Genomic DNA, 23431 nt, shown 5'->3' on the forward strand with positions numbered 1-23431 from the left:
AAGGTTTTTGCTATTCGGCCCGGGATGTTGACCGGATATTCATCCAATTGGACGACCGAGGGGGGGCACTTTCACGTTTCCGCCCGAAAGGTCCTGCCCATGGATGTCGTTCTTCACATCGGTGCTCACCGCACTGCCTCTACCTCGTTGCAGCATCACCTGTCGCTCAACCGCGCCGAGATGGCCGATGCAGGCGTTGTCTATTGGGGCCCCAAGATCGCGCGCGGCGGGTTGTTTCGCGGTGCCATCGGCGGCGTCGAAGGCGTCATGGCCTGGCAGGAACGCCGCTTTGCGGGACGTTGCGCGATGCGGGCCGAAGCGGTGCGCCAGACCGGGGCAACCCACCTGATCATCAGTGATGAGAACATGATCGGCTCGCTTCGCGGCGCGCTGGAGCACACAAGCCTTTATGCGGACGCGGGCCGACGCATCGCGGCCTATGCCCATGGGTTTGACCGCCACCGCCTGACCATCGCGCTCTGCGTGCGCGACTATGCCGATTGGTGGACCTCGGCCATGGCGTTTAGCCTGCTGCGCGGTGGGCCGCTGCCGCGCACGGACCTGCGCGAACACCTCGTCACCCAGCCCCGCCGCTGGCGCCATATCATCGAGGAAATCGCCCGCGTGTTGCCCGACGCCCGCCTCGTCGTCTGGGATTATGAGGCCTCCGCCCTTCTCCCCCACCTCCTGCTGGAGGAATTGACCGGCCACGCCACCCCCGCCTCGGACGCGCCCGCGCGCAACCCGCGCCCGACCGCCGCGATGCTGCATGAGGTGATGGTCGATTGTGACATCGACCCGTCCCAATTCAACTGGCCGGGGGGCCGTTTCATGCCCTTCACTGCGCACGAGACCGAGGCGCTTGACGCCCAATACCAAGAAGACCTCGCCTGGCTGCGCGCCGGGGCAGGGGGCTTCGCCGACACCATTGATGCGACTTTGGCAAAGACCGAAGCGCAGACAGCCTTAGAAAGAGGAACCCCCGATGACGGAGACCACCGAAAATTGGCGTAAGCTGGCCGAAAAGGAACTGCGCGGTCGGGACGTTGATGACCTGACTTGGCAAACCCTGGAAGGGATTGACGTCAAACCGCTCTACACCGCCGCCGACACCGAGGGTCTGGCGCATATGGGTGCCATCCCCGGGGAGGCGCCGTTCACCCGCGGCGTCAAAGCGACGATGTACGCGGGCCGCCCCTGGACCATCCGCCAATATGCGGGCTTTTCCACCGCCGAAGAGAGCAACGCGTTCTACCGCCAAGGCCTTGCCGCCGGGCAGCAGGGCGTCTCGGTCGCCTTCGATCTGGCCACTCACCGGGGCTATGACAGCGACCATCCCCGCGTCGTGGGCGATGTGGGCAAGGCGGGCGTCACCATCGACTCGGTCGAGGATATGAAGATCCTCTTCGACGGTATCCCCTTGGATAAAGTCAGCGTTTCCATGACGATGAACGGCGCGGTGATCCCGGTTCTCGCGAGTTTCATCGTGGCAGGCGAAGAGCAGGGCCATGACAAGGCGCTGCTCTCTGGAACGATCCAGAACGACATCCTGAAAGAGTTCATGGTCCGCAACACCTACATCTACCCGCCCGAGCCTTCGATGCGGATCATCGCGGATATAATCAGCTATACCTCTGATAACATGCCGAAATTCAACTCGATTTCGATTTCCGGCTACCACATGCAGGAAGCGGGCGCCAATCTGGTGCAGGAGCTTGCCTATACCATCGCCGACGGGCGCGAGTACGTCCGCGCCGCGATGGAGGCCGGGATGGACGTCGACAAATTCGCCGGACGCCTGTCGTTCTTCTTCGCCATCGGCATGAACTTCTTCATGGAGGCCGCCAAGCTGCGCGCCGCCCGCACGCTTTGGCACCGGGTGATGACCGACATGGGCGCGCAGTCCGAGCGCTCCAAAATGCTGCGCACCCATTGCCAGACCTCCGGCGTGTCGCTCCAGGAACAGGACCCCTACAACAACGTCGTGCGCACCGCGTTTGAAGCGATGAGCGCGGTTCTGGGCGGCACCCAGTCGCTGCATACGAACAGCTTTGACGAGGCCATCGCGCTGCCCACCGAATTCTCTGCCCGGATCGCGCGCAACACGCAGTTGATTTTGCAGGAAGAAACCGGGGTCATCAATGTCGTGGATCCGCTGGCGGGCTCTTATTATGTGGAGGCGCTGACCGCTGAGTTGATCGAAAAAGCCACCGAACTGATGGACGAGGTGGAGGAAATGGGCGGCATGACCAAGGCCGTCGCCTCCGGCCTGCCGAAGCTGCGGATCGAGGAATCCGCCGCCCGCAGGCAGGCCATGATCGACCGCGGCGAAGAGGTCATCGTCGGCGTCAACAAGTACCGCAAGGACACCGAGGACCCGATCGATATCCGCGATATCGACAACGACGCGGTCCGCGAATCTCAGGTCGCCCGTCTCAAATCCATCCGCGACAGCCGCGATGACAGCGCCTGCACCGCAGCGCTGGACGAGCTGCAGCGGTGCGCCCGCGAGGGCGGAAATCTTCTGGCCGCCGCCGTCGAGGCCGCCCGCGCCCGCGCCACCGTAGGGGAAATCAGCATGGCAATGGAAAACGAATTTGGCCGCCACCGCGCGGAAGTGAAGACCCTCGCGGGCGTCTATGGCTCGGCCTATGAAGGCGACGAGGACTTCGCCGCGATCCAGGCCGATGTCGAGAAATTCGCCGAAACGGAAGGCCGCCGCCCGCGCATGTTGGTGGTGAAAATGGGCCAGGACGGGCACGACCGGGGCGCTAAGGTGATCGCCACGGCCTTCGCCGACATCGGCTTTGATGTCGACGTCGGGCCGCTGTTCCAAACCCCGGAAGAGGCGGCGCAAGACGCCATCGACAATGACGTCCACGTCATCGGCATCTCGTCCCAGGCGGCGGGCCACAAGACCCTCGCGCCGAAACTGATCGAGGCGTTGAAGGCAGAAGGCGCGGGCGAGATCATCGTCATCTGCGGCGGCGTCATTCCGCAGCAGGACTATGATTTCCTGATGAACGCGGGCGTCGCCGCCATCTTTGGCCCCGGCACCCATATTCCGACGGCGGCGAAAGACATCCTGCGCCTGATCGGTGAAGCGCGGGGGTAAGCCGCTTGCATGCGGTTTCGAAACCGCATGGTAAAGGCGTTTCGAAACGCCTTTACCGCTCCCTCACACCCCTGGCTCTTCGATGATGTAGTCCTCCCAGTCCTCTTCATCGACCTCGAATTCCGGCACCGTGATGCCGCGCACGGATACACCCGCCTCATGGACCGTCTCGGGATCGCCGGAAACCAAAGGGTGCCAATATTTCAACGGCTTACCCTCGTGGATCAAGCGATACGCGCAGGTCTCGGGCATGAAGTAAGCGACGTCCTTCATGGTGCCGGGCGTCAGTTGAATGCACTCCGGCACCAGGGTCTTGCGGATCTCATACTGCCCGCAGAGGCACGTGTGGTCGTCCAACAGCCGACACGCCACCCGCGTCAGCGCGACCTCCTGCGTATCCTCATCTTCCAGCTTGTTTAGGCAGCATTTCCCGCAACCATCACAGAGCGCTTCCCACTCCTCCGCCGTCATTTTTGACGGCGGCACACGCTCCCAAAACCTGTCCCTCATCCGCGCAGGGCCGCGCGCGCGGCCACGCCGTCGGCGTCCATCTGCACGATCAGCCCGTCCAGGCTGTCAAACTTCGCCTCCCCGCGCAGGTAGGCCACAAGTCCGACAGACAGATGTGTGCCATATAGATCGCCTGAGAAATCAAAGAGGTAGGTCTCCAGGTTCGGCTGTTCCAGCTCGAACATCGGGCGGAAACCCAGGTTGGCGACCCCGCCATAGGTGCCCGCATGGGGCCCGTCGCGCACGTCGACGGTGACGGCATAAACGCCAGGCTTGGGCACATGCAGGCCCGTCAGCCCCATGTTCGCGGTTGGATATCCCAGCTCTCGCCCGCGCTTTTCGCCATGCAAAACAGGGCCTTCGATGCGGTGCCAGTGCCCCAGCATGGCCGCGGCGTCCGCAGGCCGCCCGTCGCTCAAAGCGCCTCGGATCGCCGTCGAAGACACCGCGCCCGCGTCGCCCTCCAGCAGATCGGCGATTGTCACGTCGAACCCCAGCGCCGCGCCCATCTCGCGCAACGTCGCCGCGTTTCCCGTGCGCCCCTTGCCGTAACAGAAATCCGCGCCCACGACCGCGTGGCTGATCCCCAGGCTGTCGACGAGCACATCGCGCACGAAGGCCTCATCCGACAGGCCCGACAGGCGGGCGTCAAAGGGCAGTTCGACCAGCAGATTAACGCCCAACTTGCGCAAACGATTGGCGCGGGCTTCGGCATTCATCAGTCGAAACGGCGGGGCGTCGGGGGCAAAGACCTCACGCGGGTGCGGCTCGAACGTGACCACGCCAAGCGGCGCATCCAGCCGTTTGGCCAGGTTCAGCACATGTTGATGGCCGCGGTGCACGCCGTCGAAATTGCCAATCGCAACCGAGGCGCCTTTGTCGGCCAGGGCCGTATACTGATGATCACGCAGAAGTTTCATGGCCCGCAGTTAGGCCATCGCAACCGCCTGTTGCAAGGTGAGGCTCAGTCGAATTTGCCCGAGGGCGCCAGCACGGTCGCTTCGCCCTTCAAAACGACCGTCTCGCCCACGCGCGCTTCTGTCTTCAGCTGCACCCGGCGGCGGGAATAGTCGATGGACAGGACCTCTACCACCGCTTCCACCATGTCGCCGGGGCGCACGGGGGCCATGAATTTCAGGCTTTGGCCCAGGTAGACCGTGCCGTGGCCGGGCAATTGCTCTCCGATCACGGCCGAGATCAGGCCCGCCGTCAGCATGCCGTGGGCGATACGGCCCTCGAAAATGGTGTCCTGGGCGTATTGGTCGTCCAGATGCACCGGATTGCGATCGGTGGAGACCTCGGCAAACATCTCAATATCCTGATCCGTCACAATTTTTTGCAACGACCGGACCATGCCGACCTCAAGATCTTCGATAACGATGGTGCCAGTGGCGATATTGTCGAGCATGTCGCGTCCCTCCATGGCCCTCTCATAGGGCAAGCGGGGGGCATTCTGCAATGTCCGAGTGTAACAAAAGATGAATTTTTTGCCGCTACCCGCAACTTTGTTGCGTGGCCGTTACCGCAGCATCCCGATGGAGTACGTCGGCTCCAACTGCACATCGGTCAGAAACCGCGCCAGTTTCGACGGGTCGGGCTGCCGATCCGTCCCCGTCTCGGCCCGCGCCAGCCCGCCGGTGATGAACAGCGTGTCGATGTTCTCGCCAATGCCACCGGGGATGTCGGTGACGATGCCGTCGCCAATCGCAAGGATGCGGTCATCGGGCGTGGGTTTGGCCATCTGCACCAGGCGCCGCCGCGCCAGATCATAGATCGGCGGGTGCGGCTTGCCGAAGTAGAGGCTCTCGCCCCCCATCTCGGTATAAAGCTGCGCCAAGGCGCCCGCGCACCACTCCCGGCTGTCGCCGCGATCCACGACGATATCGGGGTTTGCGCACAGCAGTTTCAGGCCCCGCGTCTTGGCCAAAAGGAACTCTGGCCGCATCGTGGCGGGGTCGGCCTTGGGGTCAAACGGGCCGGTGCAAACGATCCCTTCGGCCTCTTCCAGGGGCACGCGGGTGATGTCGACGGCGTCGCCCACCAGGTCCATCGGCGCAAAGAACGGCGCATCATGGGCCTCGCCAATATGCCAGACCTTCGCGCCGACCGCGCCGGTCAGCATTGCCGCGCGCGCGCTATCGCCCGAGGTCGCGATCACGTCCCAGCTGTCGCGGGGCACGCCGATGCGGTCCAACTGCATGGCCACACTCGCGCGCGGGCGCGGCGCATTGGTCAACAGCAGCACCGTGCCGCCGCCGGCCTTGAACGCGCGGAGCGCCGAAACGGCTTCCTCAAAGGCATGGATCCCATCGTGAACACAGCCCCAAAGGTCGCAAAAGACCGCGTCATAGCGGTCGGAAATCTCGGCGAGGCTGTCGATAATGCGGGTCATGGGGGGCTCCGGTAATGGCTCGGCGCAGGCTTATGCCATGTGCCCGCAGGTCGCCAGACCTCGCGGCGGTTTAGCGGAAAATGCAGGTGGCCCCTGACCAGATTCCCAGAACGCGCGCGCCATCCTCGGACAGCAGGCCAAACAAATCCCCGGCGCCAAACTCGGTGCCAATGCTGCCGTCATAGAACTCCACCGCACCCTCAGTGGCCAACGCCGCGCGGGGGCTGCCGATGCCTAACCCGGATCCGGTGCGCAGGCTGCTGTCGCCGATCATCATCCAGCCCGCAAGCTGATCCTCTTGAAATACAAGGTTAATCCGGCCCGGCACATGGACCGAAACCAAGGGCCCTGCGCCGCATTCCTGCGGGAAGGCCACGGTCAAGTCGTGGCCGAAGATCGCCACAAGGGTGTGCATCGTGGTGTGAAACGGGGTGCCGAAGGGCAGGCCTTCGCGCAACGTGCCGTCGGCGCTGGTCAGGTGCAGACCGGTGGCATGGGGCGTGACAATATCGTCAGGGCCGGGCCAATAGGTGTCGGCCAGGGCGGCCTGCGCCATGGCGGCAAGGACCAGGATCGTGGAAAGGATGCGCATGGGAACCTCCGGCGGCGTGAAAAGGCAGCATCGCACCGGGCCGGGCGGCAAGCAAGGCGAGGGAAACCCGCCTTGCCCCCAGGCCTTAGACCGCCAGGTTCGGGATGATCTGCTTTTTGCGGCTGACAACGCCGGGCAGAACCAGCAGGTCGCCGTCGCCCGCGACGGTGGAAAAGCTCTTCTCGGCCACGGATTTCACCAGGTCGTTGGGCACCAGCAGCGTGGCCTCCTCGTTGAGGATGTCGATCACGAATAACAGCACCTGGTCGGCGCCGTCCTCAGTCGCGACCGTCGGCATCGTCTCCATCAGGCTGTCCTTGCGCGACAGCACCGTGGCGGGGGAGGTCGTCTCGAGGACCGACACGCGGAAGGTTTTGCCGCCGACCTCATAGGTCTTGCTGTCCATGCGCAGAAGTTCCGCGTCCGTGAAGCTGGAAACATCGGACTTCGCGGCGAACATCTCAGCCGCGTAATCGGCGATGTCGATGCCCAGGTCCGCCGCCAGTGCTTCGGCCACCGCGCGGTCCTCATCCGTTGTGGTGGGTGAGCGGAACTCCAACGTGTCCGACACGATGCAGCTCAGCATCGCGCCCTTGATCGCCGTGGGCGCCTTGCCCAGATCACTGCCGATCATCTTGTGCATGATCGTGGCGGTACAGGCCAAGGGCTCCATCCGGATCTCGATGGGGCCTTTCGTTTCCAGCCCGCCGACCAGTTTGTGGTGGTCGATGATTGCTTGAATATCGGCGTCATTGATCGTGTCGGGCAGCTCGGACGGGTTGTTTGTGTCAACGATGACAACGGGTTGCCCGGCATCGACCGCGTCGATGATGCGGGGCTTGGGCAGGTCCCAACGTTCCAGCACGAAAGCGGCTTCGGTGTTGGGCTCGCCCAACAAAACCGCCTCGGCGGGCGTGCCTTTGATCTCGCTCAGATACCACGCCCAGATGAGCGGTGAGCCGGTGGAATCTGTGTCAGGGGACTTGTGGCCGAAAACCAATGTGGTCATGGGGCATACCTTGCAAGTTATGGGCGGGAAGGTTTGAATTTGCCGTCCTTCTAGCTCTGCGCCTGGGCGTTGTCACGGGGCCGGGGGCGGTTTTCCGGGGCGTGCGGAAATCGCCGAAGGGAAGAAGGCGGGGTTGCACCTTGACTCGGCTCGCGGGCCTGCCTATCTCCGCGTCGTTGGCACTCGCACCAGGTGAGTGCCAATACAACAGAGAGACAGTCCCTAACCGGATAGAGGAGAGGCCAAAAATGGCATTGAAACCGCTGCAAGACCGCGTGTTGGTTCGCCGAGTTGAATCCGAGGAAAAGACCGCTGGCGGTCTGATCATCCCTGAAAGCGCGAAAGAAAAGCCCTCTGAGGGCGAAGTTGTTGCCTGCGGCGACGGCGCCCGTAAGGACTCCGGCGAGCTGATCGAGATGACCGTGAAAACCGGCGACCGCATCCTGTTCGGCAAATGGTCCGGCACGGAAGTGACGCTCGACGGCGAAGAGCTTCTGATGATGAAGGAATCGGACATCCTGGGCATCATCACCTGATCCCGCCGATCCCTGATAATTCCCTCTAATTTTAAGGAGACGCCATCATGGCAAAAGACGTCCGTTTTGATACCGACGCCCGCAATCGTATGCTGAAGGGTGTGAACACCCTCGCCGATGCGGTCAAAGTCACGCTTGGCCCCAAAGGCCGTAACGTTGTCATCGACAAGTCCTTCGGCGCCCCGCGCATCACCAAGGACGGTGTGTCTGTCGCCAAAGAGATCGAGCTTGAGGACAAGTTCGAGAACATGGGCGCACAGATGGTGAAGGAAGTTGCTTCCCGCACCAATGACGAAGCCGGCGACGGCACCACCACCGCGACCGTTCTGGCCCAGGCCATCGTCAAAGAGGGCATGAAGTCCGTCGCGGCTGGCATGAACCCCATGGACCTCAAGCGCGGCATCGACATGGCCGTGTCCAAGGTGATCGAAGACATCCAGGCCTCTGCCCGTGAAGTCGCAGACAGCGACGAAGTCGCCCAGGTCGGCACCATCTCCGCCAACGGCGAAGCTGAAATCGGCCGCCAGATCGCGGATGCGATGCAGAAAGTCGGCAACGACGGTGTGATCACTGTCGAAGAGAACAAAGGCCTCGAGACCGAGACCGATGTTGTCGAAGGCATGCAGTTCGACCGCGGCTACCTGTCGCCCTACTTCGTGACCAACCCCGACAAGATGATCGCCGAGCTGGAGGACTGCATGGTCCTGCTGCACGAGAAGAAGCTCTCGTCGCTGCAGCCGATGGTTCCGCTGCTCGAAACTGTCATCCAGTCCGGCAAGCCGCTTCTGATCATCGCCGAAGACGTCGAAGGTGAGGCTCTGGCCACGCTCGTCGTCAACAAGCTGCGCGGTGGCCTGAAGATCGCTGCCGTCAAGGCGCCTGGCTTCGGTGATCGTCGCAAGGCGATGCTGCAGGACATCGCGATCCTGACCGGCGGTCAGGTCATCGCAGAAGACCTCGGCATGAAGCTGGAGTCGGTGACGATGGATATGCTCGGCACCGCCAAGCGCATCACCATCACCAAGGACGAGACCACCGTCATCGACGGCGCGGGCAACAAGTCCGAGATCGAAGCGCGCGTCGCCCAGATCCGTCAGCAGATCGAAGAATCCACCTCCGATTACGACCGTGAGAAGCTGCAAGAGCGTGTTGCCAAGCTGGCAGGCGGTGTTGCCGTGATCAAGGTCGGCGGCATGTCCGAGATCGAAGTGAAAGAGCGCAAGGACCGCGTCGACGACGCGCTCAACGCAACCCGCGCCGCTGTCCAAGAGGGCATCGTTGTGGGCGGTGGTGTTGCGCTGGTCCAAGGCGGCAAGGCCCTGGAAGGCATGACCGGCGTGAACGCGGATCAGAACGCGGGTATCGCCATCGTGCGCCGCGCGCTGGAAGCCCCGCTGCGCCAGATCGCCGAGAACTCCGGCGTCGACGGCTCGGTCGTGGCCGGCAAGATCCGCGAATCCGACGACAAGTCGTTCGGCTTCAACGCGCAGACCGAAGAATATGGCGACATGTTCAAGTTCGGCGTGATTGACCCCGCGAAGGTTGTCCGCACCGCTCTGCAGGACGCGGCCTCGGTCGCTGGCCTGCTGATCACCACGGAAGCCATGGTTGCCGACAAGCCCGCCAAAGAAGGCGCACCCGCCGGTGGCGGCATGCCCGACATGGGCGGCATGGGCGGCATGATGTAAGCAACGAATTTCTTTCGGAAATTCGTGCGAAGACGGAAGTGCAAAGGCCCCCTAGTGGGGCCTTTGTCACGAGAGGTTAAGCCAGCAGCAAATTCGCTTATGCGAATTTGCGCGAGCCCGACAGGGTCTTTTCTGAAAGAAAAGGTCTCGAGAGGGTCAACCGCAAAGAACACGCAAAGGCCCCCACGCGGGGCCTTTGTCATCTCCAACCCCCGTCAAGGCGGGGAATCGAGACTTGACGGGGCAGCACGCCTCCATAGCATCCAACCCCTGTTGCGATAGGAGAATGCTATGCACATGACATCATCCGCGGCGCGCCTCGGCCTGACCGCCTGTGTCTTATCCCTGTTCCTCGCCATTCCCGCCCTGGCCTGCCCCATCGCCAAAGCGGTGGAGATTGAGTGGAACGGCTCGGACTTTCCCGGCGTGGTCCTGGAAGGCCCGGACGCCCAGGGGCACTGCCTCGTCAGCTATGACGGCTGGGACGAGACCTGGAACGAATGGGTCGCGCCCTCGCGCATCGCCAATATCGTCGCAGCGACGCCTGTGCCCTCGGCCTGCCCCACCGGCGCCTCGCGTCAGATCGAATGGAACGGCAGCCTCTGGGCGGGCACGATCCTGGAAGGCCCCAATGCCGAGGGCGCCTGTTTCGTGACCTATGACGGCTGGGACGCCAGCTGGAACGAGTGGGTCGCCCCGGATCGCATCGCCCCCGTTGAAGTCGCGGCACCTGCAAGCGCCAGCTGCCCGGTCGGCGCGGTGCTGGAGATCCAGTGGAACGACAGCTGGTGGGACGGCGCGGTCCTTGAAGGCCCCAACGCGGCAGGCGAATGCCTGGTGACCTATGAGGGCTGGGACGCCAGCTGGAACGAATGGGTCGCGCCCGCCCGCCTGCGCGGCGCAAACTAGGCCCGGCGCGCCAGCGGGGGCGGGCTGCGGTCCGCCCTTTTCTTTCGGCCCCTCGCCTGACACCTTCCGGCCCATGTCTGCCCCCTTGGCCCTCCACTTTGCTGGCGCAAAGATCCTCACCGATGCCGGGCTCGTGCCCGGTGATCTGTGTTTTGACGGACCGCGCCTTATGCAAAACGCGCCGCGCCGCATCGACGCCTCCGGCTACCTCATCCTGCCTGGCATCATCGACCTGCACGGCGACGGGTTCGAGCATCACATGGCACCGCGTCGGGGCGCGCAGACGGACCCGGACCTTGGCCTGCGCGCGGTCGAGGCCGAGCTGGCCGCCAATGGCATCACCACCGCGATGCTGGCCCAGTTCTTTTCCTGGGAAGGCGGCATGCGCGGCCCCGATTTCGCCGAGGCCTTGGCGGCGGCCGTAAACGCCTATGACGCGGCCGCGGATCTTCACATCCAACTGCGGTTGGAGGTGTCGCTGGCCGATCAATTCGACCGGGCCAAGGCGCTGATCACGCGGGAGAATATGCGCTACGTCGTGCTGAATGATCACCTGCCCCACGCAGCCCTCGCCGCCGGGAAGCGCCCGCCGCGCCTGACGGGGCAAGCGTTGAAATCCGGGCGCTCCCCCGACGCGCACCACGCGCTTCTAAAGCGCCTGCACGCCGACATGCCCGCCGCCCATCAGGCGCTGGCAGTGCTGACCAAAGACCTCCGCGCACAAGGCGTGCGCCTTGGCAGCCACGATGATCAAACCGCCGACCACCGTGCCCGCCACCGGGCCCTTGGCGCGGACATCGCGGAATTCCCCGAGACCCACGCCGCCGCCCATGCGGCCCATACGGCGGGCGAGGCGGTGATCATGGGCGCGCCCAACGTCGTGCGCGGCGGATCCCACGACAAGAAAGTCTCGGCGGCAGCACTGATCTCGGACGGTCTCGTCAGTGCTCTGGTGTCAGACTACCACTACCCGTCGCCGCACCGCGCGGCGCTGAAGCTCTGGGACGGTGGCATGGATTTGCCCCGCGCCTGGGGCCTGATCTCGTCGGGTCCCGCAGATGTGATGGGCTGGCAGGACCGGGGCCGGTTGCGCCCGGGTTTGCGGGCTGATCTGGTGGTGATGTCGGAGGCCACGCGCCGGATCGAGGGCGTGTTTTGCGCCGGTCGCGTCACCCATCTGACAGGCACATTTGCCGAGAGGATGGTGGGATAGCATGCGGTTTGTGTTTCTGGTCTGCGTCGTGCTGGTGGCCTTCGCGTCGAACTCGATCCTCAACCGCATGGCCGTCGGCGGCGAACAGATTGATGCGATCCTTTTTGCCTTCGTGCGCGCCGTCGCAGGCGCCGTCATGCTGGCCGCCTTGGTTCTGGCGCGGCGCCGGGGTTTGCCGCTTCTGGCGCCCGCAAGGATTGTCGGGGCGGGCAGCCTGACGGTCTATTTGATCGGGTTCTCAATTGCTTACGTGCAAATGGATGCAGGCCTTGGCGCGTTGATCCTGTTTGGCGGCGTGCAGGTGACGATGTTTGCAGGGTCTCTCTGGGGCGGAGAGCGTCCGCCGCTTAGACGCTGGATCGGGGCGGGCATGGCCCTTTTGGGTCTGGCCTGGCTCAGCTGGCCCACCGGGCCCGCCGCGCTGCCGATGATCGCGGTCCTCGCCATGCTGGCGGCGGCGGTGGGTTGGGGCATCTACTCCCTCGCCGGGCGCGCGGCGACCGATCCGCTGGCCGAGACCGGGGCGAATTTCGTCTGGTCGGTGCCGCCGCTTTTGCTTCTGACGATGGCGCGGCCGGTTCAGACCGACGGGGTGGAAACGACGGCCCTGGGGATCGTCTTGGCGGTTGTGGCCGGGGCGATTACCTCGGGCCTCGGCTACGCGCTGTGGTACGCGGTCCTGCCGCGCCTGGGCGGGACGACATCGGCGCTGTTGCAGCTGACCGTGCCGATCATCGCGATGGCGGCCGGGGTGGCTTTGCTGAACGAGGTGATCACCTGGCGCATGATCGGGGCAGGGGCCGTGACACTGGGCGGGATTGCCTACGGGTTGGGCCTGTTCCACCGCCGTGCTGCATAAGCGTTTTCAGCGCAGCGTCGGCTCCAGCACGTCATAGAAAATCCCGCCGTCCCAGGCGATCCGCTCCAGACTGTCGGGCTTCACACGGATGCGCGCCATCTCCTCGCGGGCCACAAGTCGGCGTTTGGTGACAATGCCCTCGGGGTCGGTCCAGTCCTGCAGCGGGTCGCCTGCAATAAGCGTGACGCGGAAATAGACGTCGACCTGGTGGAAATCGCGCTTGGGATCGTGGAACTCGTTGATCAGGCAGGGCGCGCCGACGGCGATGTCGAGGCCGGTTTCCTCATGAAATTCCCGCTTGAGGTTATCTTCAAGCGAGCTGTGTGGCTCTGCCCCGCCGCCGGGCGCGCACATCAGATCAGATTTGGCTTCGGGCCAGGCGTTCACCAACAAAAGGCGGTTTTCGACCATCAGGATGCCGCGGACGGCGGTGCGGATCGGGCGGCCCGATGAATTGGATTTGGGATTGGACATGGGCCGAACCTGACGTTACGGCGCGGCGCTGGCAAGGCCCTCGTCTGAGGGCCGCCGATCGCCTATCTATGGTCCATGCGATTTTTCATGACCTGTTTGATTTTTGTGATTGTGGCCGCCCCGGTACGGGCCGATTGCGTGGTGCTGCTGCACGGCTTGGCGCGCAGCGATGCGTCGCTTTATCTGATGGAAGAGCGGCTAGAGGCCCTGGGCTATCAGGTGGAGAATGAGACCTATCCCTCGACCGTGGCCACCATCGCCAACCTCGCCGACGAAACGATCCCGCCCGCGCTGGCGCGCTGCGGGTTGCAGCGGGTGCATTTCGTCACCCACTCCATGGGCGGCATCCTGGCGCGCTATTGGTTGGGCGAGCATCCGACGCCGTTCCTGGGCCGGGTGGTGATGATGGCGCCACCCAATGGCGGGTCAGAGCTAGTGGATGTGTTCGAATCGCTGGAGCCGTTCGAGTGGCTCAACGGCCCGGCGGGGTTGCAGTTGGGCACGGATCCCAGCGATCTGGTGAACCGCTTGGGCGACGTTGATTTTGATCTGGGGGTGATCGCGGGCAACCGGACGCTGAACCCGTTTTACTCCGCCCTGATCCCGGGGCCCGATGACGGCAAGGTCGGCGTGGACCGCACGGTGGTGGAGGGGATGGCCGATCACATCGTGCTGCCCGTCACCCATACGTTCATGATGAACAGCCCGCTGGTCATGGCGCAGGTGGAGGCGTTCCTGGAGCGCGGCGCGTTTGATCACGACCTGAGCGTGATCGAAGCGATTGGGGATTTGATCGAGTAGGGATTGGGATTGCGCCGTGCGCTTCGCGCCCGTCAGCCGCTTTTAGTGTTTGCGCCGTGCGCTGCGCGCCCGTCGCGGGGGCGAGGGGGGCACCCCCCCCTCGCGCTCCCCCCGGTGATGGATACGGCGGTGACCTTTTTGGCGGCGTCTGTGCGTTTGGCTGGGGCGGGATTGAGTTGTATTTGGCAAGATGAAAGGGAGCCGGGCCGGGGAGAGGGGCCTCTAGGGCGTGCCTGTGACGCGGTTGATATGGCCCATTTTGCGGCCCGGGCGGGTCTCGGATTTGCCGTAGAGGTGGACCTGCACGCCTGGCTCGGCTGCCAGGGCGGGGGCGCGGTGGAACGCGTCGCCGATCAGGTTTTCCATCGTGACATTTGCGTGCCTGCTGCCATCGCCCAAGGGCCAGCCGGTGACGGCGCGGATGTGTTGCTCGAACTGGTCCACGGCGCAGCCCGCCTGGGTCCAATGGCCAGAGTTGTGCACCCGCGGCGCGATCTCGTTGACGATCAGGCCCAGGGGCGTGACGAACAGCTCGACGCCGAGGACACCAACGTAATCCAGCGCATTCAAAATCTGTGATGCGATGAGGACCGCATCGGTCCGAAGAGGGGCGGGGACCTGGGCCGGCACGGTCGTTGTATCGAGGATACCGTCCTTATGGACGTTTTGCCCGGGATCGAAGGCGGCGACCGAGCCGTCTTGCCCGCGCGCCGCGATCACGCTGATTTCCATCGAGAAATCAACGAACCCCTCCGCGATGGCAGGCGCGCCTTGCAGCGCCGCCAAGGCGCCTTCCGCCTCGGACAGGTCCCTCACGCGGGCCTGGCCCTTGCCGTCATAGCCAAAGCGCCGGGTCTTGAGGATCGCGGGCACGCCGCTGGTGGCCAGCACCTCTTGGATGTCGCCGTTGACCGGCGCATAGGGCGCGGTTTTCAGGCCCAGGTCGCGCAGGAAGGCCTTTTCGATCAGGCGGTCCTGGCTGGTCTCCAGCGCCCGGCGGTCGGGGAAAAGCGGTGTGGTCGCCGCGATTACGTCGAGCGCGTCGGCGGGGATATTCTCGAACTCAAACGTGATCACATCGCAGGCCTCTGCAAATGCCCGCAGCGCGTCCAGATCGTCGTAGCCTGCCTGCGTCCAGGCTGCCGCGACATCGGCGGCGGGGGCGGCGCCGGGCTCGAAGATATGGGTTTTGTAGCCCAGGTTTGCCGCGGCCATGGCCAGCATCCGGCCCAATTGGCCGCCGCCCAGGATGCCCACGGTGCTGCCCGCCGGAAGGGGATTAGTCATCAGTGGGCACCTCGGGGATCGACGCGGTCAGATCCGCGCGCCATTGCTCCAGCCGGGCGGCCAGAGCGGGGTCTTCATTGGCCAGGATCGCGGCGGCCATCAGGCCCGCATTCGCCGCACCCGCCGCCCCGATGGCCATCGTGGCGACGGGGTAGCCCTTGGGCATCTGCACGATGGAATAGAGGCTGTCGACGCCCGAAAGCGCCTTGGTCTGCACCGGCACGCCGATCACCGGCACGCGGGTCTTTGACGCCACCATGCCGGGCAAATGTGCCGCGCCGCCTGCGCCTGCGATGATCGCTTTCAGCCCCGCGTCGACCGCGCCTTTGCCGAAATCCCACAGACGGTCCGGCGTGCGATGGGCCGAGACGATCTTGGCCTCATAGGCCACCCCCAGGGCGTCGAGGATATCCGCTGCCTCGCGCAGGGTGGGCCAATCGGATTGAGAGCCCATGATGATTGCGACTTGAACCATGATTTCTCCGCCGTTGGCCCTGAAGGAAGGCGCACTATACGTGTGTGCGACCCGGCCTCAAGCGATGATATCAGGGGTCAGCTCATCCTCGATGCGGGCAATAGCGTCTTTCAGCTTCAACTTTTGGGTCTTGAGCCGCTTGAGGGTCAGTTGATCGGGGTTCACGGCCTCTTGCAGGGCGTCGATGGCGGCATCCAGATCGCGGTGCTCGCGTTTCAAGACCTCTAGCTTCACCCGCAGGACGTCTTCGTGGCTCATCTCTGATGGCGCATTCATTGGCGGTAGGTCCCCGATTCCAGCGCCCCTAGCCTAGCGCCATTGCCGGGGCACTCCAAGCCTCCAAGCCTTGCAGACCAGCGCCCGCGCCCCCATATTTCACTCACGAGGCCCTGCCGAATGCGGGGGGCTTTGCGTAACCTGCAGATCGCTTGCCCTAAGGATGTGCCGCCGATGACGAAACTGACCCTTGCCTCGCACCCCTATCTTCTGGGTTTTGACCAGCTGGAACGGCTGGTGGAGCGCACCGCCAAATCTGGAAATGAGGGCTACCCGCCCTATAACATCGAACAGCGGGGCGACAACGCCTACCGCATCACGCTGGCCGTGGCTGGCTTTGCCGAGGATGATCTGTCGATCACCGTAGAGGACCGCCAGTTGGTGATCCGAGGCAAGCAGGGCGACGCGGGCGCAGACCGTGTGTTCCTGCATCGCGGGATCGCGACGCGGCAGTTCCAGCGCTCGTTCGTGCTGGCCGACGGGGTGGATGTGGCAGGTGCCGAGATGGAGAATGGCCTTCTCCACGTCGATCTGACCCGTGTGGTGCCCGACAGTGTCGTGCAGACCATCAAGATCCAGAGCGGCCCGGCGAAATCGGGCAAGATCCAGACCGACGCTGTCCCCGCAGCGCACCCGCAAACCGGAGGTGAAAGCACATGACGCAGTCCAATTCAGACGCCACTTTCAAGCCAGACACGGCGCCGCACTCGGCGGAGCAGAAGATCGTCTATATCCGCAAGGTTGCGGTCGATGATCTGCCCAAAGAGGTGCAGGCCCAGGCGCAGGGCCTGACGACGCTTTATGCCATCGGTGGCGAGGACGGCCAGCAACTGGCCCTTGTGCGCGACCGGGAACTGGCCTTTGTCGTGGCGCGCCAGAACGACATGCAGCCCCTCAGCGTCCACTGACGCCTCGGCTTTAGCCTTTAACCCGCGTCCGGCTCTGGCCGGGGGCGGCCCTCGCGGATCGCGTCCATGTCGGCGCGCACATCGTTCACCAGATCGTCCCGGATCTCCGCCACCTTGGCCATGTATTCCGGGTTCTCATGGGGCGCGACGCCCATCTTGTGAACCGACGCCACGGCGATCATCGCGCGGCGGTCATGCGCGTTGAAGGCATCCACCATCTCCTGCGCCGCCTCGGGCTCCAGACCCAGGGCTTGGAACGCCGAGCGGCCCATGCGCAGCGTGCTGTCATAGGTCTCCCGGATGATGTCTCGGCAGCCGTGGAACCAGAGGTCGTAGACGTGGTCCCGGTCCGTGGCGCGGGCGATGATGTGCAGGTTCGGGTAGGTCTTGTGGGCGTATTCCACGATCTGGCTGATGCTCTCGCGGTCATCAATCGCCACGATCAGCACCTTCGCCTCTCCCAGCCCCGCGGCGGCCAGAAGATCGGGCCGGGTGGCGTCGCCGAAGTAGTTCTTCACCCCGAATTTCGCCATGATATCCAACCGGCGCGAGTTATAGTCGATCACCGTCGTCTCGTGGCCCGCCGCGCGCAGGATGCGGTCAATCAACCCGCCCACACGGCCCGCGCCCGCGATGATGATCTTGGCGTCGTCGGGCAAATCATCGGCGTCCCGCGCCTCGGCCGCCGTGTAGCGCGGCGCGATGAACCGGTCGTAGACGATGAACAGCGCGGGCGTCAGCAGCATCGATAGCGCCACGACCAGCAACAGCAGATCCGACAGCGCCGGGGGCAGCACGTTATTGGCAACGGTGAACGACAGCAGCACGAAGCCAAACTCGCCCGCCTGCGCCAGGCTCAGCGCCATCAACCATTTGTCGGCGCCCTTGATGTGGAACACATAGGCCAGCCCGATCAGGATCACCGCCTTGAGCGCCATGAGGCCCAGGGTCATCGCCAGCACCATGGCGAGGTTCTCGCCAAGCAGCGTGAAGTTCACGCCCGCCCCCACCGTCATGAAGAAGAGGCCAAGCAGTAGGCCCCGGAACGGGTCTATGTCCGACTCCAGCTCGTGCCGGTAGGCAGAGTTCGCCAGAACAACCCCCGCCAGGAAGGTGCCAAGCGCCGGCGACAGGCCCACCAGCGACATCAAAAGCGCGATGCCGATGACCATCATCAGGGCGGTGGCGGTAAACAACTCGCGCAGGTTGGCGGCCGCGATGAAGCGAAAGAGCGGCCCGGTCAGAAGCGAGCCGCCGACAACCACGAAACCCACCGCGCCCAGGGTCACCAGCGCGGTCTGCCACCCGTTCAGACCCGCCGTCAGGCTCATGGCCTCGCCATGGCCCCCGCCATGATCGCCCCCGTGATCACCCGCGTCCTCGTCGCCATGTGCCGCCTCCGCGCCGCCACCATGGCCGTCGTCCAAGATCTCCTCGGCGTGGGTGCCCGTGCCATGGGCCGCCTCCACCCCCACGTCCGCCATGTCCGGCGCCATCGCCAGCAACGGCAGAAGCGCTAGCATCGGGATCACCGCGATGTCCTGGCTCAACAGGACCGAGAAGCTGCCTTGCCCGCCATCGGACTTCAAAAGTCCTTTCTCACCAAGGGTTTGCAGCACGATCGCCGTAGACGACAGCGCGAAAACCATGCCGATGGCCAGGCTGACCTGCCAGCTTGGGCCCAACACCATCGCCACGGCCATGACCGCAAGCGCGGTCAGGGCAACCTGCCCGCCGCCAAGCCCGATCAGCTGCCCGCGCATGTCCCACAGGGACTTGGGCTGCAGCTCCAATCCCACCAGGAACAGCATCATCACCACGCCGAACTCGGCGAAATGCTGGATCGAGATCACATCGACCCCCAGCACCGCCAGCAGCGGCGAAATCGCGATGCCCGCGATGAGGTAGCCCAGGACCGAGCCCAGGCCCAACCGGCTCGCAATCGGCACGGCGATCACGCCTGCGATCAGGAAGATGAAGGAGAGGAGGAGGAAATCTGTCATGGCGCCGGTCCCGGGTCGTGTCTGACTTCAGGGAACGCGTTTGTGCGACGAAGCGCAAGGGGGCGCGTCAGAACACGGCTCTTAACAAACCGGCAGCAGGATCTCTTCCAACGCCACCGTCACGCCGCGCGCGCGCAACTGCGCGATGACCTGCGTTTGCGCCGGGCCAATGTCGGGCGAGGTCGTGCTCAGCGCGACCTCCCGCAGGTTCGGCAGCGCCAACAAAGGCGCCAGTTCCAACCCGTCCGACGCGCGCAATTCCACTATGCGCAGACCCGGATGGCGGCCAAGGGCGGCCAGATCCATGTCAGCGGTGGAATTGACCACCAAAAGCCGCTGCAGCCCCGGCATGTCCGCCACGAAAGACAGATCGTCGAAGGTCGAAGACCCCACCGCCAGCTCTCGCAACCCCTGCAACTGCGCGATCGGCGCGTGGCTCTGGTCGGGCAAGAATTGCGCGTGCAACAGACGCAGATCCGGGAATGCGGCCAACCCGCCCAGATCACGCACCTGGGTGGAGCCCATGTGCAGCTCCTCCAACTGCCCCAGGCCCGCAATATCGCTCAGATCGTCGAAGGTGGTGTAGCTGAGCATCAGCGACGTCACATGGGACAGCCCGTTGATCTGCCCATAATCGCGCAACCCCATCCCATCCAGGTTCAGCGTCTCGCAAGCCTGCGCCACGCAAGTCTCCAACATCTCCTGCCCCTGAACCGCTCCAACGGGCGCGGACACTTGACACGCCGAAAGCGCCGCCACGAAAAGCGAGGGAAGAATAACAGAGGACAATCGAATGGGCATGGCAAAGTCGCCTTGAATGCGAAAAAGAAACGTTACAAACAACCTACCCCCGCCGCCCGCAGCCTGAAAATACAGGTTTCCCCGCCCAAGCACGCTCCCGCGCAAAGGTCAAAGAGAACCCCCGCTCCCCCCAAGCCCGCGCCCCTATTTCCCCGTTCCAAAAATATCCCGGGGAGTGTGAGGGGCTGGCCCCTCACTCCAACATTCACCACGCGCGCCGCCAAAAGCCCTCTCGCTCCACCCTAAGCCACAGGCGCAAAAAACCGCGCTACCCCCCGTCCCGCCACCGGTTCGCCACCGGATACCGCCGATCCAGCCAGAACGCCTTCTGCGTCAAGCGCGCCCCCGGCGCGGCCTGGAAGCGCTTGTATTCGCTCAGGTAAATCAACCGCTCGATCTTGCGGACCCAATCGGGGCTGAAGCCTTCCGCCACCACCTCGGCCACGGACAGATCGCGATCAATCAGCATCTCCAGCATCACGTCCAGCTCCGCATAGGGCGGCAGGCTGTCTTCGTCCTTCTGACCCTCTCGCAACTCGGCGGTGGGGGGCTTGTCGATGACGCGCGGCGGGATCACCTCTCCGGCGGGGGCCAGCATCCAGTCGCGGTGCTCGCGGTTGCGCCAGCGGCAGGTCTCGAACACGCGGGTCTTGTAGAGGTCCTTGATCGGGTTATAGCCCCCCGCCATGTCGCCGTAGATCGTGGCATAACCCACCGCGACCTCAGATTTATTGCCTGTTGTCAGCAGCATAGAGCCAAACTTATTGCTCAGCGCCATCAGCATGACGCCCCTCAGGCGCGACTGGATATTCTCTTCCGTCACGTCCTCGGCGTAGCCCTCAAAGATCGGCCCGAGCGAGGCGCTGACCGCCTCGCGGGCGGGGGTGATCGGGATATTGTCCAGCCGCACGCCCAGGCGCGCGGCGACGTCGCGGGCATCTTCCAACGACACCTCCGAGGTGAAGCGCGAGGGCAGCATGACGCAATGGACGTTCTCGGGCCCGATGGCATCGGCGGCGATACAGGCGACAAGGGCGGAATCGATGCCGCCCGACAGGCCCAGAACCACCTGCTTGAAGCCGGTCTTGCGCAGATAATCGCTCAGCGCCATGACCATGACGCGGTAGTCGGCCTCATACTCTGCGGGCAGTCGCGCCTTGGTGCCGTCTTGGGCAACCCAGCCGTCCAGCCCGCGCGTGAAATCCACCTCTTCCAGCATCTCCTCGAACTGCGGCATCTGCACCGCCAAGGCGCCGCCGCGGTTGAGCACAAACGACCCGCCGTCAAAGACCTGGTCATCCTGCCCGCCGACAAGGTTCAGATAGGCCATCGGCAGCCCGGTCTCGACCACCCGCGCCACGACGACAGACTGGCGGATCTCCATCTTGCCGCGATGGTAGGGCGAGCCGTTGGGGGTGATCAGGATCTCGGCGCCGCTCTCCTCCAGGGTCTCGCAGACGTCCTCAAACCAGGCGTCCTCGCAGATCGGGAAGCCCAGGCGCACGCCCTTGATGTTCACCGGGCCCTGCGGATCAGCGCTGTGGTAGTAGCGCACCTCGTCAAAGACGGCGTAATTGGGCAAATGGTGCTTCAGGATCGTCGCCACCACGCGCCCGCCCTCGCAGATGTAATAGGCGTTATAGGGCTTGTCGCCGCCCCACATCGGCCCGCCGATGCCGAACGCCGGCCCATCGGCCAGCTCTTCGGCCAGCCCCGCAATCACCCGCTGCACGTCCTCGGCAAAGGCCTGCTTCATCACCAGATCCAGCAGCTGGTAGCCGGTGATGAACATCTCCGGGAAGGCCAGGAAATCGCTGCCCTCGGCCTTGGCCTCCGCGAAGGCCGCGCGGACCAGTTCGGCATTGCCCTTCAAGTCGCCAAGGGTGGGGTTGAGCTGTGCCAAAGTCAGGCGAAAGGTGTCGGCCATGGGGTCCCTCAAGCGTTAATGCCGCCTTCTTATCAGGTTAGCGCGCGCGTCCAAGCGCCAAGCCACCCGGTGCAATGGTTAAAGACGTTGCGTGACGCCCCGTCGTCACCTAGCTTTGCGCTTGAAATGAACAACACCTCCGGTTGAGGGGCCCGAAAAGGGAACACGAGCAATGACGTCACGGATTTTGGCTACAGCGACAGCGATTTTCATCGCAGGCGCGGCCTTCGCGCAAACCGCGGATGAGACAACCACGGACATCCAGCAATACGACAACGGCGGGATTTATGAGGGGGAGTTCCGCAACGGCGTCCAGCACGGCACCGGCACCTACCGCCTGCCCAACGGCTATGAATACACCGGCGCGTGGGTCGATGGTGAGATCCGCGGCCAGGGCCGCGCCGTCTTCCCCGACCAGTCGATCTATGAAGGCGCGTTCGTCGCAGGCCGCCCCCAGGGCACCGGGACCATCACCTTCGCCGATGGCTCCACCTATGAAGGCGCCTGGGTCGAGGGCCGGATCGAAGGGCAGGGCACCGCCGTCTATTCCAACGGCGTCACCTATGTGGGCACCTTCCGCAACGCGCTCCACCACGGCACCGGGCTGATGACCGGGCCGAATGGTTATCGGTATGAGGGCGAATGGTCCGACGGCGTGAAACAAGGCACCGGCACCATCACCTACCCCGACGGTGCCACGTACACCGGCCAGTTCCAGGGCGGCGTCCGCTCCGGCACCGGACGGCTGGAGATGGCCGATGGCGTCATCTACGATGGCCAATGGGCCGAGGGGCAGATCAACGGCCAGGGCACGCTCACCCAGCCCAACGGCGATGTCTACGTCGGCACGCTCGTGAACGGCCAACGCCAGGGCACCGGCCGCGTCACCTACGAGAACGGCGATGTCTATGAAGGCGCCTTCGCCGCCGACCGCCGCCATGGGCAAGGCACCTTCACCGGCACCGACGGCTACGTCTACGTCGGCGCCTGGGCCGAGGGCCGGATCGAAGGCGAAGGCCGCGTCACCTACCCCGACGGCTCGGTCTACGTGGGCATGTTCCGCAACGACCTCGCCCACGGCCAGGGCACCATCACCTACCCCGACGGCGCGTCCTACGTGGGCGCCTGGGTCGACGGCGTCATCCAGGGCGCGGGCGTGGCGACCTACGCCAACGGCCTCGTCTACGACGGCGCCTTCCTCAACGCCCGCCAACACGGCCAAGGCACCATGAGCCATCCCGACGGCTACCAATACCAGGGCCAATGGGAAGACGGCCTCCGCCACGGCCAAGGCCGCGCCACCTACGCCGACGGCACGATCTACGAGGGCACTTTCGCCGCCGGCCAACGCGAGGGCCAAGGCACATTAACCATGCCCGACGGCTTCACCTACACAGGGTCCTGGGACGACGGCGAGATCAACGGCCAAGGCACCGCCACCTACTCCAACGGCGACGTCTACGTCGGCACCTTCGTCAACGGCCGCCGCCAAGGCGCAGGCACTATGACCTACGCCACGGGCGAAGTGCTAGAGGGCCAATGGGAAAACGGCCTGCCGTCCTCCGGCGAAGGGCCAACGCCCGCCGAGACGCCAGATGTCGGTGAGGTTGCGCCGGGTGCTGAGGATCCGACGGATACGGATGAGTGAGGCCATGG

Annotated in this window: 24 protein-coding genes; 11 read left to right on the top strand and 13 right to left on the bottom strand. The window is 64.4% G+C overall.

Annotated features, from left to right (window positions below):
* The first annotated feature begins 99 nt into the window (after positions 1-99).
* Together AC6I9R_RS06545 and scpA are read left to right on the top strand one after the other, a co-directional pair.
* Positions 100-1014 carry a hypothetical protein gene (locus tag AC6I9R_RS06545; protein ID WP_461428023.1) on the top strand — a complete coding sequence of 305 codons (915 nt, stop codon included), beginning with the start codon at positions 100-102 and terminating at the stop codon, positions 1012-1014.
* A complete protein-coding gene (gene scpA, locus AC6I9R_RS06550; protein ID WP_461428024.1) occupies positions 986-3115 on the top strand; it encodes a methylmalonyl-CoA mutase in 2130 nt (709 codons plus the stop codon). Before AC6I9R_RS06545 ends, scpA begins: the two co-directional genes overlap by 29 nt.
* A gap of 63 nt (positions 3116-3178) precedes the next feature.
* Here the strand turns inward: scpA and AC6I9R_RS06555 are convergent, their stop codons facing one another.
* The 6 genes from AC6I9R_RS06555 to AC6I9R_RS06580 form a co-directional block, all read right to left on the bottom strand.
* Complete coding sequence (locus AC6I9R_RS06555) at positions 3179-3625, bottom strand: YcgN family cysteine cluster protein (protein WP_461428025.1); 447 nt, start codon at positions 3623-3625, stop codon at positions 3179-3181.
* Positions 3622-4545 (bottom strand): bifunctional riboflavin kinase/FAD synthetase, encoded by a 924-nt coding sequence (locus AC6I9R_RS06560; RefSeq protein ID WP_461428026.1) that lies wholly within the window; start codon positions 4543-4545, stop codon positions 3622-3624. Before AC6I9R_RS06560 ends, AC6I9R_RS06555 begins: the two co-directional genes overlap by 4 nt.
* A 44-nt stretch (positions 4546-4589) precedes the next feature.
* Positions 4590-5033, bottom strand: a complete 444-nt coding sequence (locus tag AC6I9R_RS06565) for a MaoC family dehydratase (protein ID WP_461428184.1) — start codon at positions 5031-5033, stop codon at positions 4590-4592.
* Positions 5034-5144: 111 nt separating this feature from the next.
* A complete protein-coding gene (locus AC6I9R_RS06570; RefSeq protein WP_461428027.1) occupies positions 5145-6017 on the bottom strand; it encodes a TIGR01459 family HAD-type hydrolase in 873 nt (290 codons plus the stop codon).
* A gap of 70 nt (positions 6018-6087) precedes the next feature.
* Complete coding sequence (locus AC6I9R_RS06575) at positions 6088-6609, bottom strand: hypothetical protein (RefSeq protein ID WP_461428028.1); 522 nt, start codon at positions 6607-6609, stop codon at positions 6088-6090.
* 85 nt (positions 6610-6694) lie between these two features.
* Positions 6695-7618, bottom strand: a complete 924-nt coding sequence (locus AC6I9R_RS06580; protein WP_461428029.1) for a manganese-dependent inorganic pyrophosphatase — start codon at positions 7616-7618, stop codon at positions 6695-6697.
* Between the two features lie 248 nt (positions 7619-7866).
* Between AC6I9R_RS06580 and groES the strand changes: the two genes are divergently transcribed.
* From groES to AC6I9R_RS06605, 5 genes are all read left to right on the top strand, one after another.
* Positions 7867-8154 (top strand): co-chaperone GroES, encoded by a 288-nt coding sequence (groES, locus tag AC6I9R_RS06585; RefSeq protein ID WP_219004130.1) that lies wholly within the window; start codon positions 7867-7869, stop codon positions 8152-8154.
* A gap of 44 nt (positions 8155-8198) precedes the next feature.
* Positions 8199-9842: a chaperonin GroEL gene (gene groL / locus AC6I9R_RS06590; protein WP_461428185.1), complete on the top strand. Its 1644-nt coding sequence runs from the start codon at positions 8199-8201 to the stop codon at positions 9840-9842.
* 297 nt (positions 9843-10139) lie between these two features.
* The gene (locus tag AC6I9R_RS06595) at positions 10140-10751 is read left to right on the top strand and encodes an MBT domain-containing protein (RefSeq protein WP_461428030.1); all 612 of its coding nucleotides are present in this window, start codon (positions 10140-10142) and stop codon (positions 10749-10751) included.
* A gap of 73 nt (positions 10752-10824) precedes the next feature.
* On the top strand, positions 10825-11964 hold the full coding sequence (locus tag AC6I9R_RS06600) for an alpha-D-ribose 1-methylphosphonate 5-triphosphate diphosphatase (RefSeq protein WP_461428031.1): 1140 nt from the start codon (positions 10825-10827) through the stop codon (positions 11962-11964).
* 1 nt (position 11965) lies between these two features.
* Positions 11966-12823: a DMT family transporter gene (locus AC6I9R_RS06605; RefSeq protein WP_461428032.1), complete on the top strand. Its 858-nt coding sequence runs from the start codon at positions 11966-11968 to the stop codon at positions 12821-12823.
* Between the two features lie 6 nt (positions 12824-12829).
* Here AC6I9R_RS06605 and AC6I9R_RS06610 read toward each other — a convergent pair whose 3' ends face one another.
* A complete protein-coding gene (locus tag AC6I9R_RS06610; protein WP_461428033.1) occupies positions 12830-13297 on the bottom strand; it encodes an NUDIX domain-containing protein in 468 nt (155 codons plus the stop codon).
* A gap of 75 nt (positions 13298-13372) precedes the next feature.
* Between AC6I9R_RS06610 and AC6I9R_RS06615 the strand changes: the two genes are divergently transcribed.
* A complete protein-coding gene (locus tag AC6I9R_RS06615) occupies positions 13373-14098 on the top strand; it encodes an alpha/beta hydrolase (RefSeq protein ID WP_461428034.1) in 726 nt (241 codons plus the stop codon).
* Positions 14099-14320: 222 nt separating this feature from the next.
* On the opposite strand, the gene AC6I9R_RS06620 is transcribed toward AC6I9R_RS06615, so the two are convergent.
* The 3 genes from AC6I9R_RS06620 to AC6I9R_RS06630 are packed head-to-tail and all read right to left on the bottom strand — an operon-like array spanning position 14321 to position 16136.
* Positions 14321-15385 carry a 5-(carboxyamino)imidazole ribonucleotide synthase gene (locus AC6I9R_RS06620; protein ID WP_461428035.1) on the bottom strand — a complete coding sequence of 355 codons (1065 nt, stop codon included), beginning with the start codon at positions 15383-15385 and terminating at the stop codon, positions 14321-14323.
* A complete protein-coding gene (purE, locus tag AC6I9R_RS06625; RefSeq protein ID WP_461428036.1) occupies positions 15378-15860 on the bottom strand; it encodes a 5-(carboxyamino)imidazole ribonucleotide mutase in 483 nt (160 codons plus the stop codon). The genes AC6I9R_RS06620 and purE overlap by 8 nt, the downstream gene beginning before the upstream one ends.
* A gap of 57 nt (positions 15861-15917) precedes the next feature.
* Complete coding sequence (locus AC6I9R_RS06630) at positions 15918-16136, bottom strand: YdcH family protein (RefSeq protein ID WP_461428037.1); 219 nt, start codon at positions 16134-16136, stop codon at positions 15918-15920.
* 174 nt (positions 16137-16310) lie between these two features.
* Here AC6I9R_RS06630 and AC6I9R_RS06635 point away from each other — a divergent pair, with 174 nt between their 5' ends.
* Together AC6I9R_RS06635 and AC6I9R_RS06640 are read left to right on the top strand one after the other, a co-directional pair.
* Entirely contained in the window at positions 16311-16796 is a 486-nt protein-coding gene (locus AC6I9R_RS06635; protein WP_461428038.1) for an Hsp20 family protein, read from the top strand.
* Entirely contained in the window at positions 16793-17044 is a 252-nt protein-coding gene (locus AC6I9R_RS06640; protein WP_461428039.1) for a DUF1150 family protein, read from the top strand. The genes AC6I9R_RS06635 and AC6I9R_RS06640 overlap by 4 nt, the downstream gene beginning before the upstream one ends.
* A 17-nt stretch (positions 17045-17061) precedes the next feature.
* On the opposite strand, the gene AC6I9R_RS06645 is transcribed toward AC6I9R_RS06640, so the two are convergent.
* The 3 genes from AC6I9R_RS06645 to AC6I9R_RS06655 all read right to left on the bottom strand — a co-directional run bounded on the left by AC6I9R_RS06645 (position 17062) and on the right by AC6I9R_RS06655 (position 21775).
* The gene (locus AC6I9R_RS06645; protein WP_461428040.1) at positions 17062-19047 is read right to left on the bottom strand and encodes a cation:proton antiporter domain-containing protein; all 1986 of its coding nucleotides are present in this window, start codon (positions 19045-19047) and stop codon (positions 17062-17064) included.
* A gap of 81 nt (positions 19048-19128) precedes the next feature.
* The gene (locus AC6I9R_RS06650) at positions 19129-19836 is read right to left on the bottom strand and encodes a hypothetical protein (protein ID WP_497863078.1); all 708 of its coding nucleotides are present in this window, start codon (positions 19834-19836) and stop codon (positions 19129-19131) included.
* 280 nt (positions 19837-20116) lie between these two features.
* Complete coding sequence (locus AC6I9R_RS06655; RefSeq protein ID WP_461428042.1) at positions 20117-21775, bottom strand: NAD+ synthase; 1659 nt, start codon at positions 21773-21775, stop codon at positions 20117-20119.
* Positions 21776-21947: 172 nt separating this feature from the next.
* Here AC6I9R_RS06655 and AC6I9R_RS06660 point away from each other — a divergent pair, with 172 nt between their 5' ends.
* On the top strand, positions 21948-23423 hold the full coding sequence (locus AC6I9R_RS06660; RefSeq protein ID WP_461428043.1) for an MORN repeat-containing protein: 1476 nt from the start codon (positions 21948-21950) through the stop codon (positions 23421-23423).
* The last annotated feature ends 8 nt before the right edge of the window (positions 23424-23431 follow it).

This window comes from Gymnodinialimonas sp. (genome assembly GCF_059726805.1).

What these genes read in the sequence shown, in the direction of transcription:
- groES (WP_219004130.1), top strand. Translation starts at nt 7,867, where the DNA reads ATGGCATTGAAACCGCTGCAAGACCGCGTGTTGGTTCGCCGAGTTGAA.
- purE (WP_461428036.1), bottom strand. Translation starts at nt 15,860, where the DNA reads ATGGTTCAAGTCGCAATCATCATGGGCTCTCAATCCGATTGGCCCACC.
- AC6I9R_RS06615 (WP_461428034.1), top strand. Translation starts at nt 13,373, where the DNA reads ATGCGATTTTTCATGACCTGTTTGATTTTTGTGATTGTGGCCGCCCCG.
- AC6I9R_RS06635 (WP_461428038.1), top strand. Translation starts at nt 16,311, where the DNA reads ATGACGAAACTGACCCTTGCCTCGCACCCCTATCTTCTGGGTTTTGAC.
- AC6I9R_RS06630 (WP_461428037.1), bottom strand. Translation starts at nt 16,136, where the DNA reads ATGAATGCGCCATCAGAGATGAGCCACGAAGACGTCCTGCGGGTGAAG.
- AC6I9R_RS06605 (WP_461428032.1), top strand. Translation starts at nt 11,966, where the DNA reads ATGCGGTTTGTGTTTCTGGTCTGCGTCGTGCTGGTGGCCTTCGCGTCG.
- AC6I9R_RS06565 (WP_461428184.1), bottom strand. Translation starts at nt 5,033, where the DNA reads ATGCTCGACAATATCGCCACTGGCACCATCGTTATCGAAGATCTTGAG.
- AC6I9R_RS06560 (WP_461428026.1), bottom strand. Translation starts at nt 4,545, where the DNA reads ATGAAACTTCTGCGTGATCATCAGTATACGGCCCTGGCCGACAAAGGC.
- AC6I9R_RS06545 (WP_461428023.1), top strand. Translation starts at nt 100, where the DNA reads ATGGATGTCGTTCTTCACATCGGTGCTCACCGCACTGCCTCTACCTCG.
- AC6I9R_RS06555 (WP_461428025.1), bottom strand. Translation starts at nt 3,625, where the DNA reads ATGAGGGACAGGTTTTGGGAGCGTGTGCCGCCGTCAAAAATGACGGCG.
- AC6I9R_RS06600 (WP_461428031.1), top strand. Translation starts at nt 10,825, where the DNA reads ATGTCTGCCCCCTTGGCCCTCCACTTTGCTGGCGCAAAGATCCTCACC.
- AC6I9R_RS06620 (WP_461428035.1), bottom strand. Translation starts at nt 15,385, where the DNA reads ATGACTAATCCCCTTCCGGCGGGCAGCACCGTGGGCATCCTGGGCGGC.
- AC6I9R_RS06655 (WP_461428042.1), bottom strand. Translation starts at nt 21,775, where the DNA reads ATGGCCGACACCTTTCGCCTGACTTTGGCACAGCTCAACCCCACCCTT.
- AC6I9R_RS06580 (WP_461428029.1), bottom strand. Translation starts at nt 7,618, where the DNA reads ATGACCACATTGGTTTTCGGCCACAAGTCCCCTGACACAGATTCCACC.
- AC6I9R_RS06640 (WP_461428039.1), top strand. Translation starts at nt 16,793, where the DNA reads ATGACGCAGTCCAATTCAGACGCCACTTTCAAGCCAGACACGGCGCCG.
- AC6I9R_RS06595 (WP_461428030.1), top strand. Translation starts at nt 10,140, where the DNA reads ATGACATCATCCGCGGCGCGCCTCGGCCTGACCGCCTGTGTCTTATCC.
- AC6I9R_RS06660 (WP_461428043.1), top strand. Translation starts at nt 21,948, where the DNA reads ATGACGTCACGGATTTTGGCTACAGCGACAGCGATTTTCATCGCAGGC.
- AC6I9R_RS06570 (WP_461428027.1), bottom strand. Translation starts at nt 6,017, where the DNA reads ATGACCCGCATTATCGACAGCCTCGCCGAGATTTCCGACCGCTATGAC.
- AC6I9R_RS06610 (WP_461428033.1), bottom strand. Translation starts at nt 13,297, where the DNA reads ATGTCCAATCCCAAATCCAATTCATCGGGCCGCCCGATCCGCACCGCC.
- AC6I9R_RS06645 (WP_461428040.1), bottom strand. Translation starts at nt 19,047, where the DNA reads ATGACAGATTTCCTCCTCCTCTCCTTCATCTTCCTGATCGCAGGCGTG.
- scpA (WP_461428024.1), top strand. Translation starts at nt 986, where the DNA reads ATGACGGAGACCACCGAAAATTGGCGTAAGCTGGCCGAAAAGGAACTG.
- AC6I9R_RS06575 (WP_461428028.1), bottom strand. Translation starts at nt 6,609, where the DNA reads ATGCGCATCCTTTCCACGATCCTGGTCCTTGCCGCCATGGCGCAGGCC.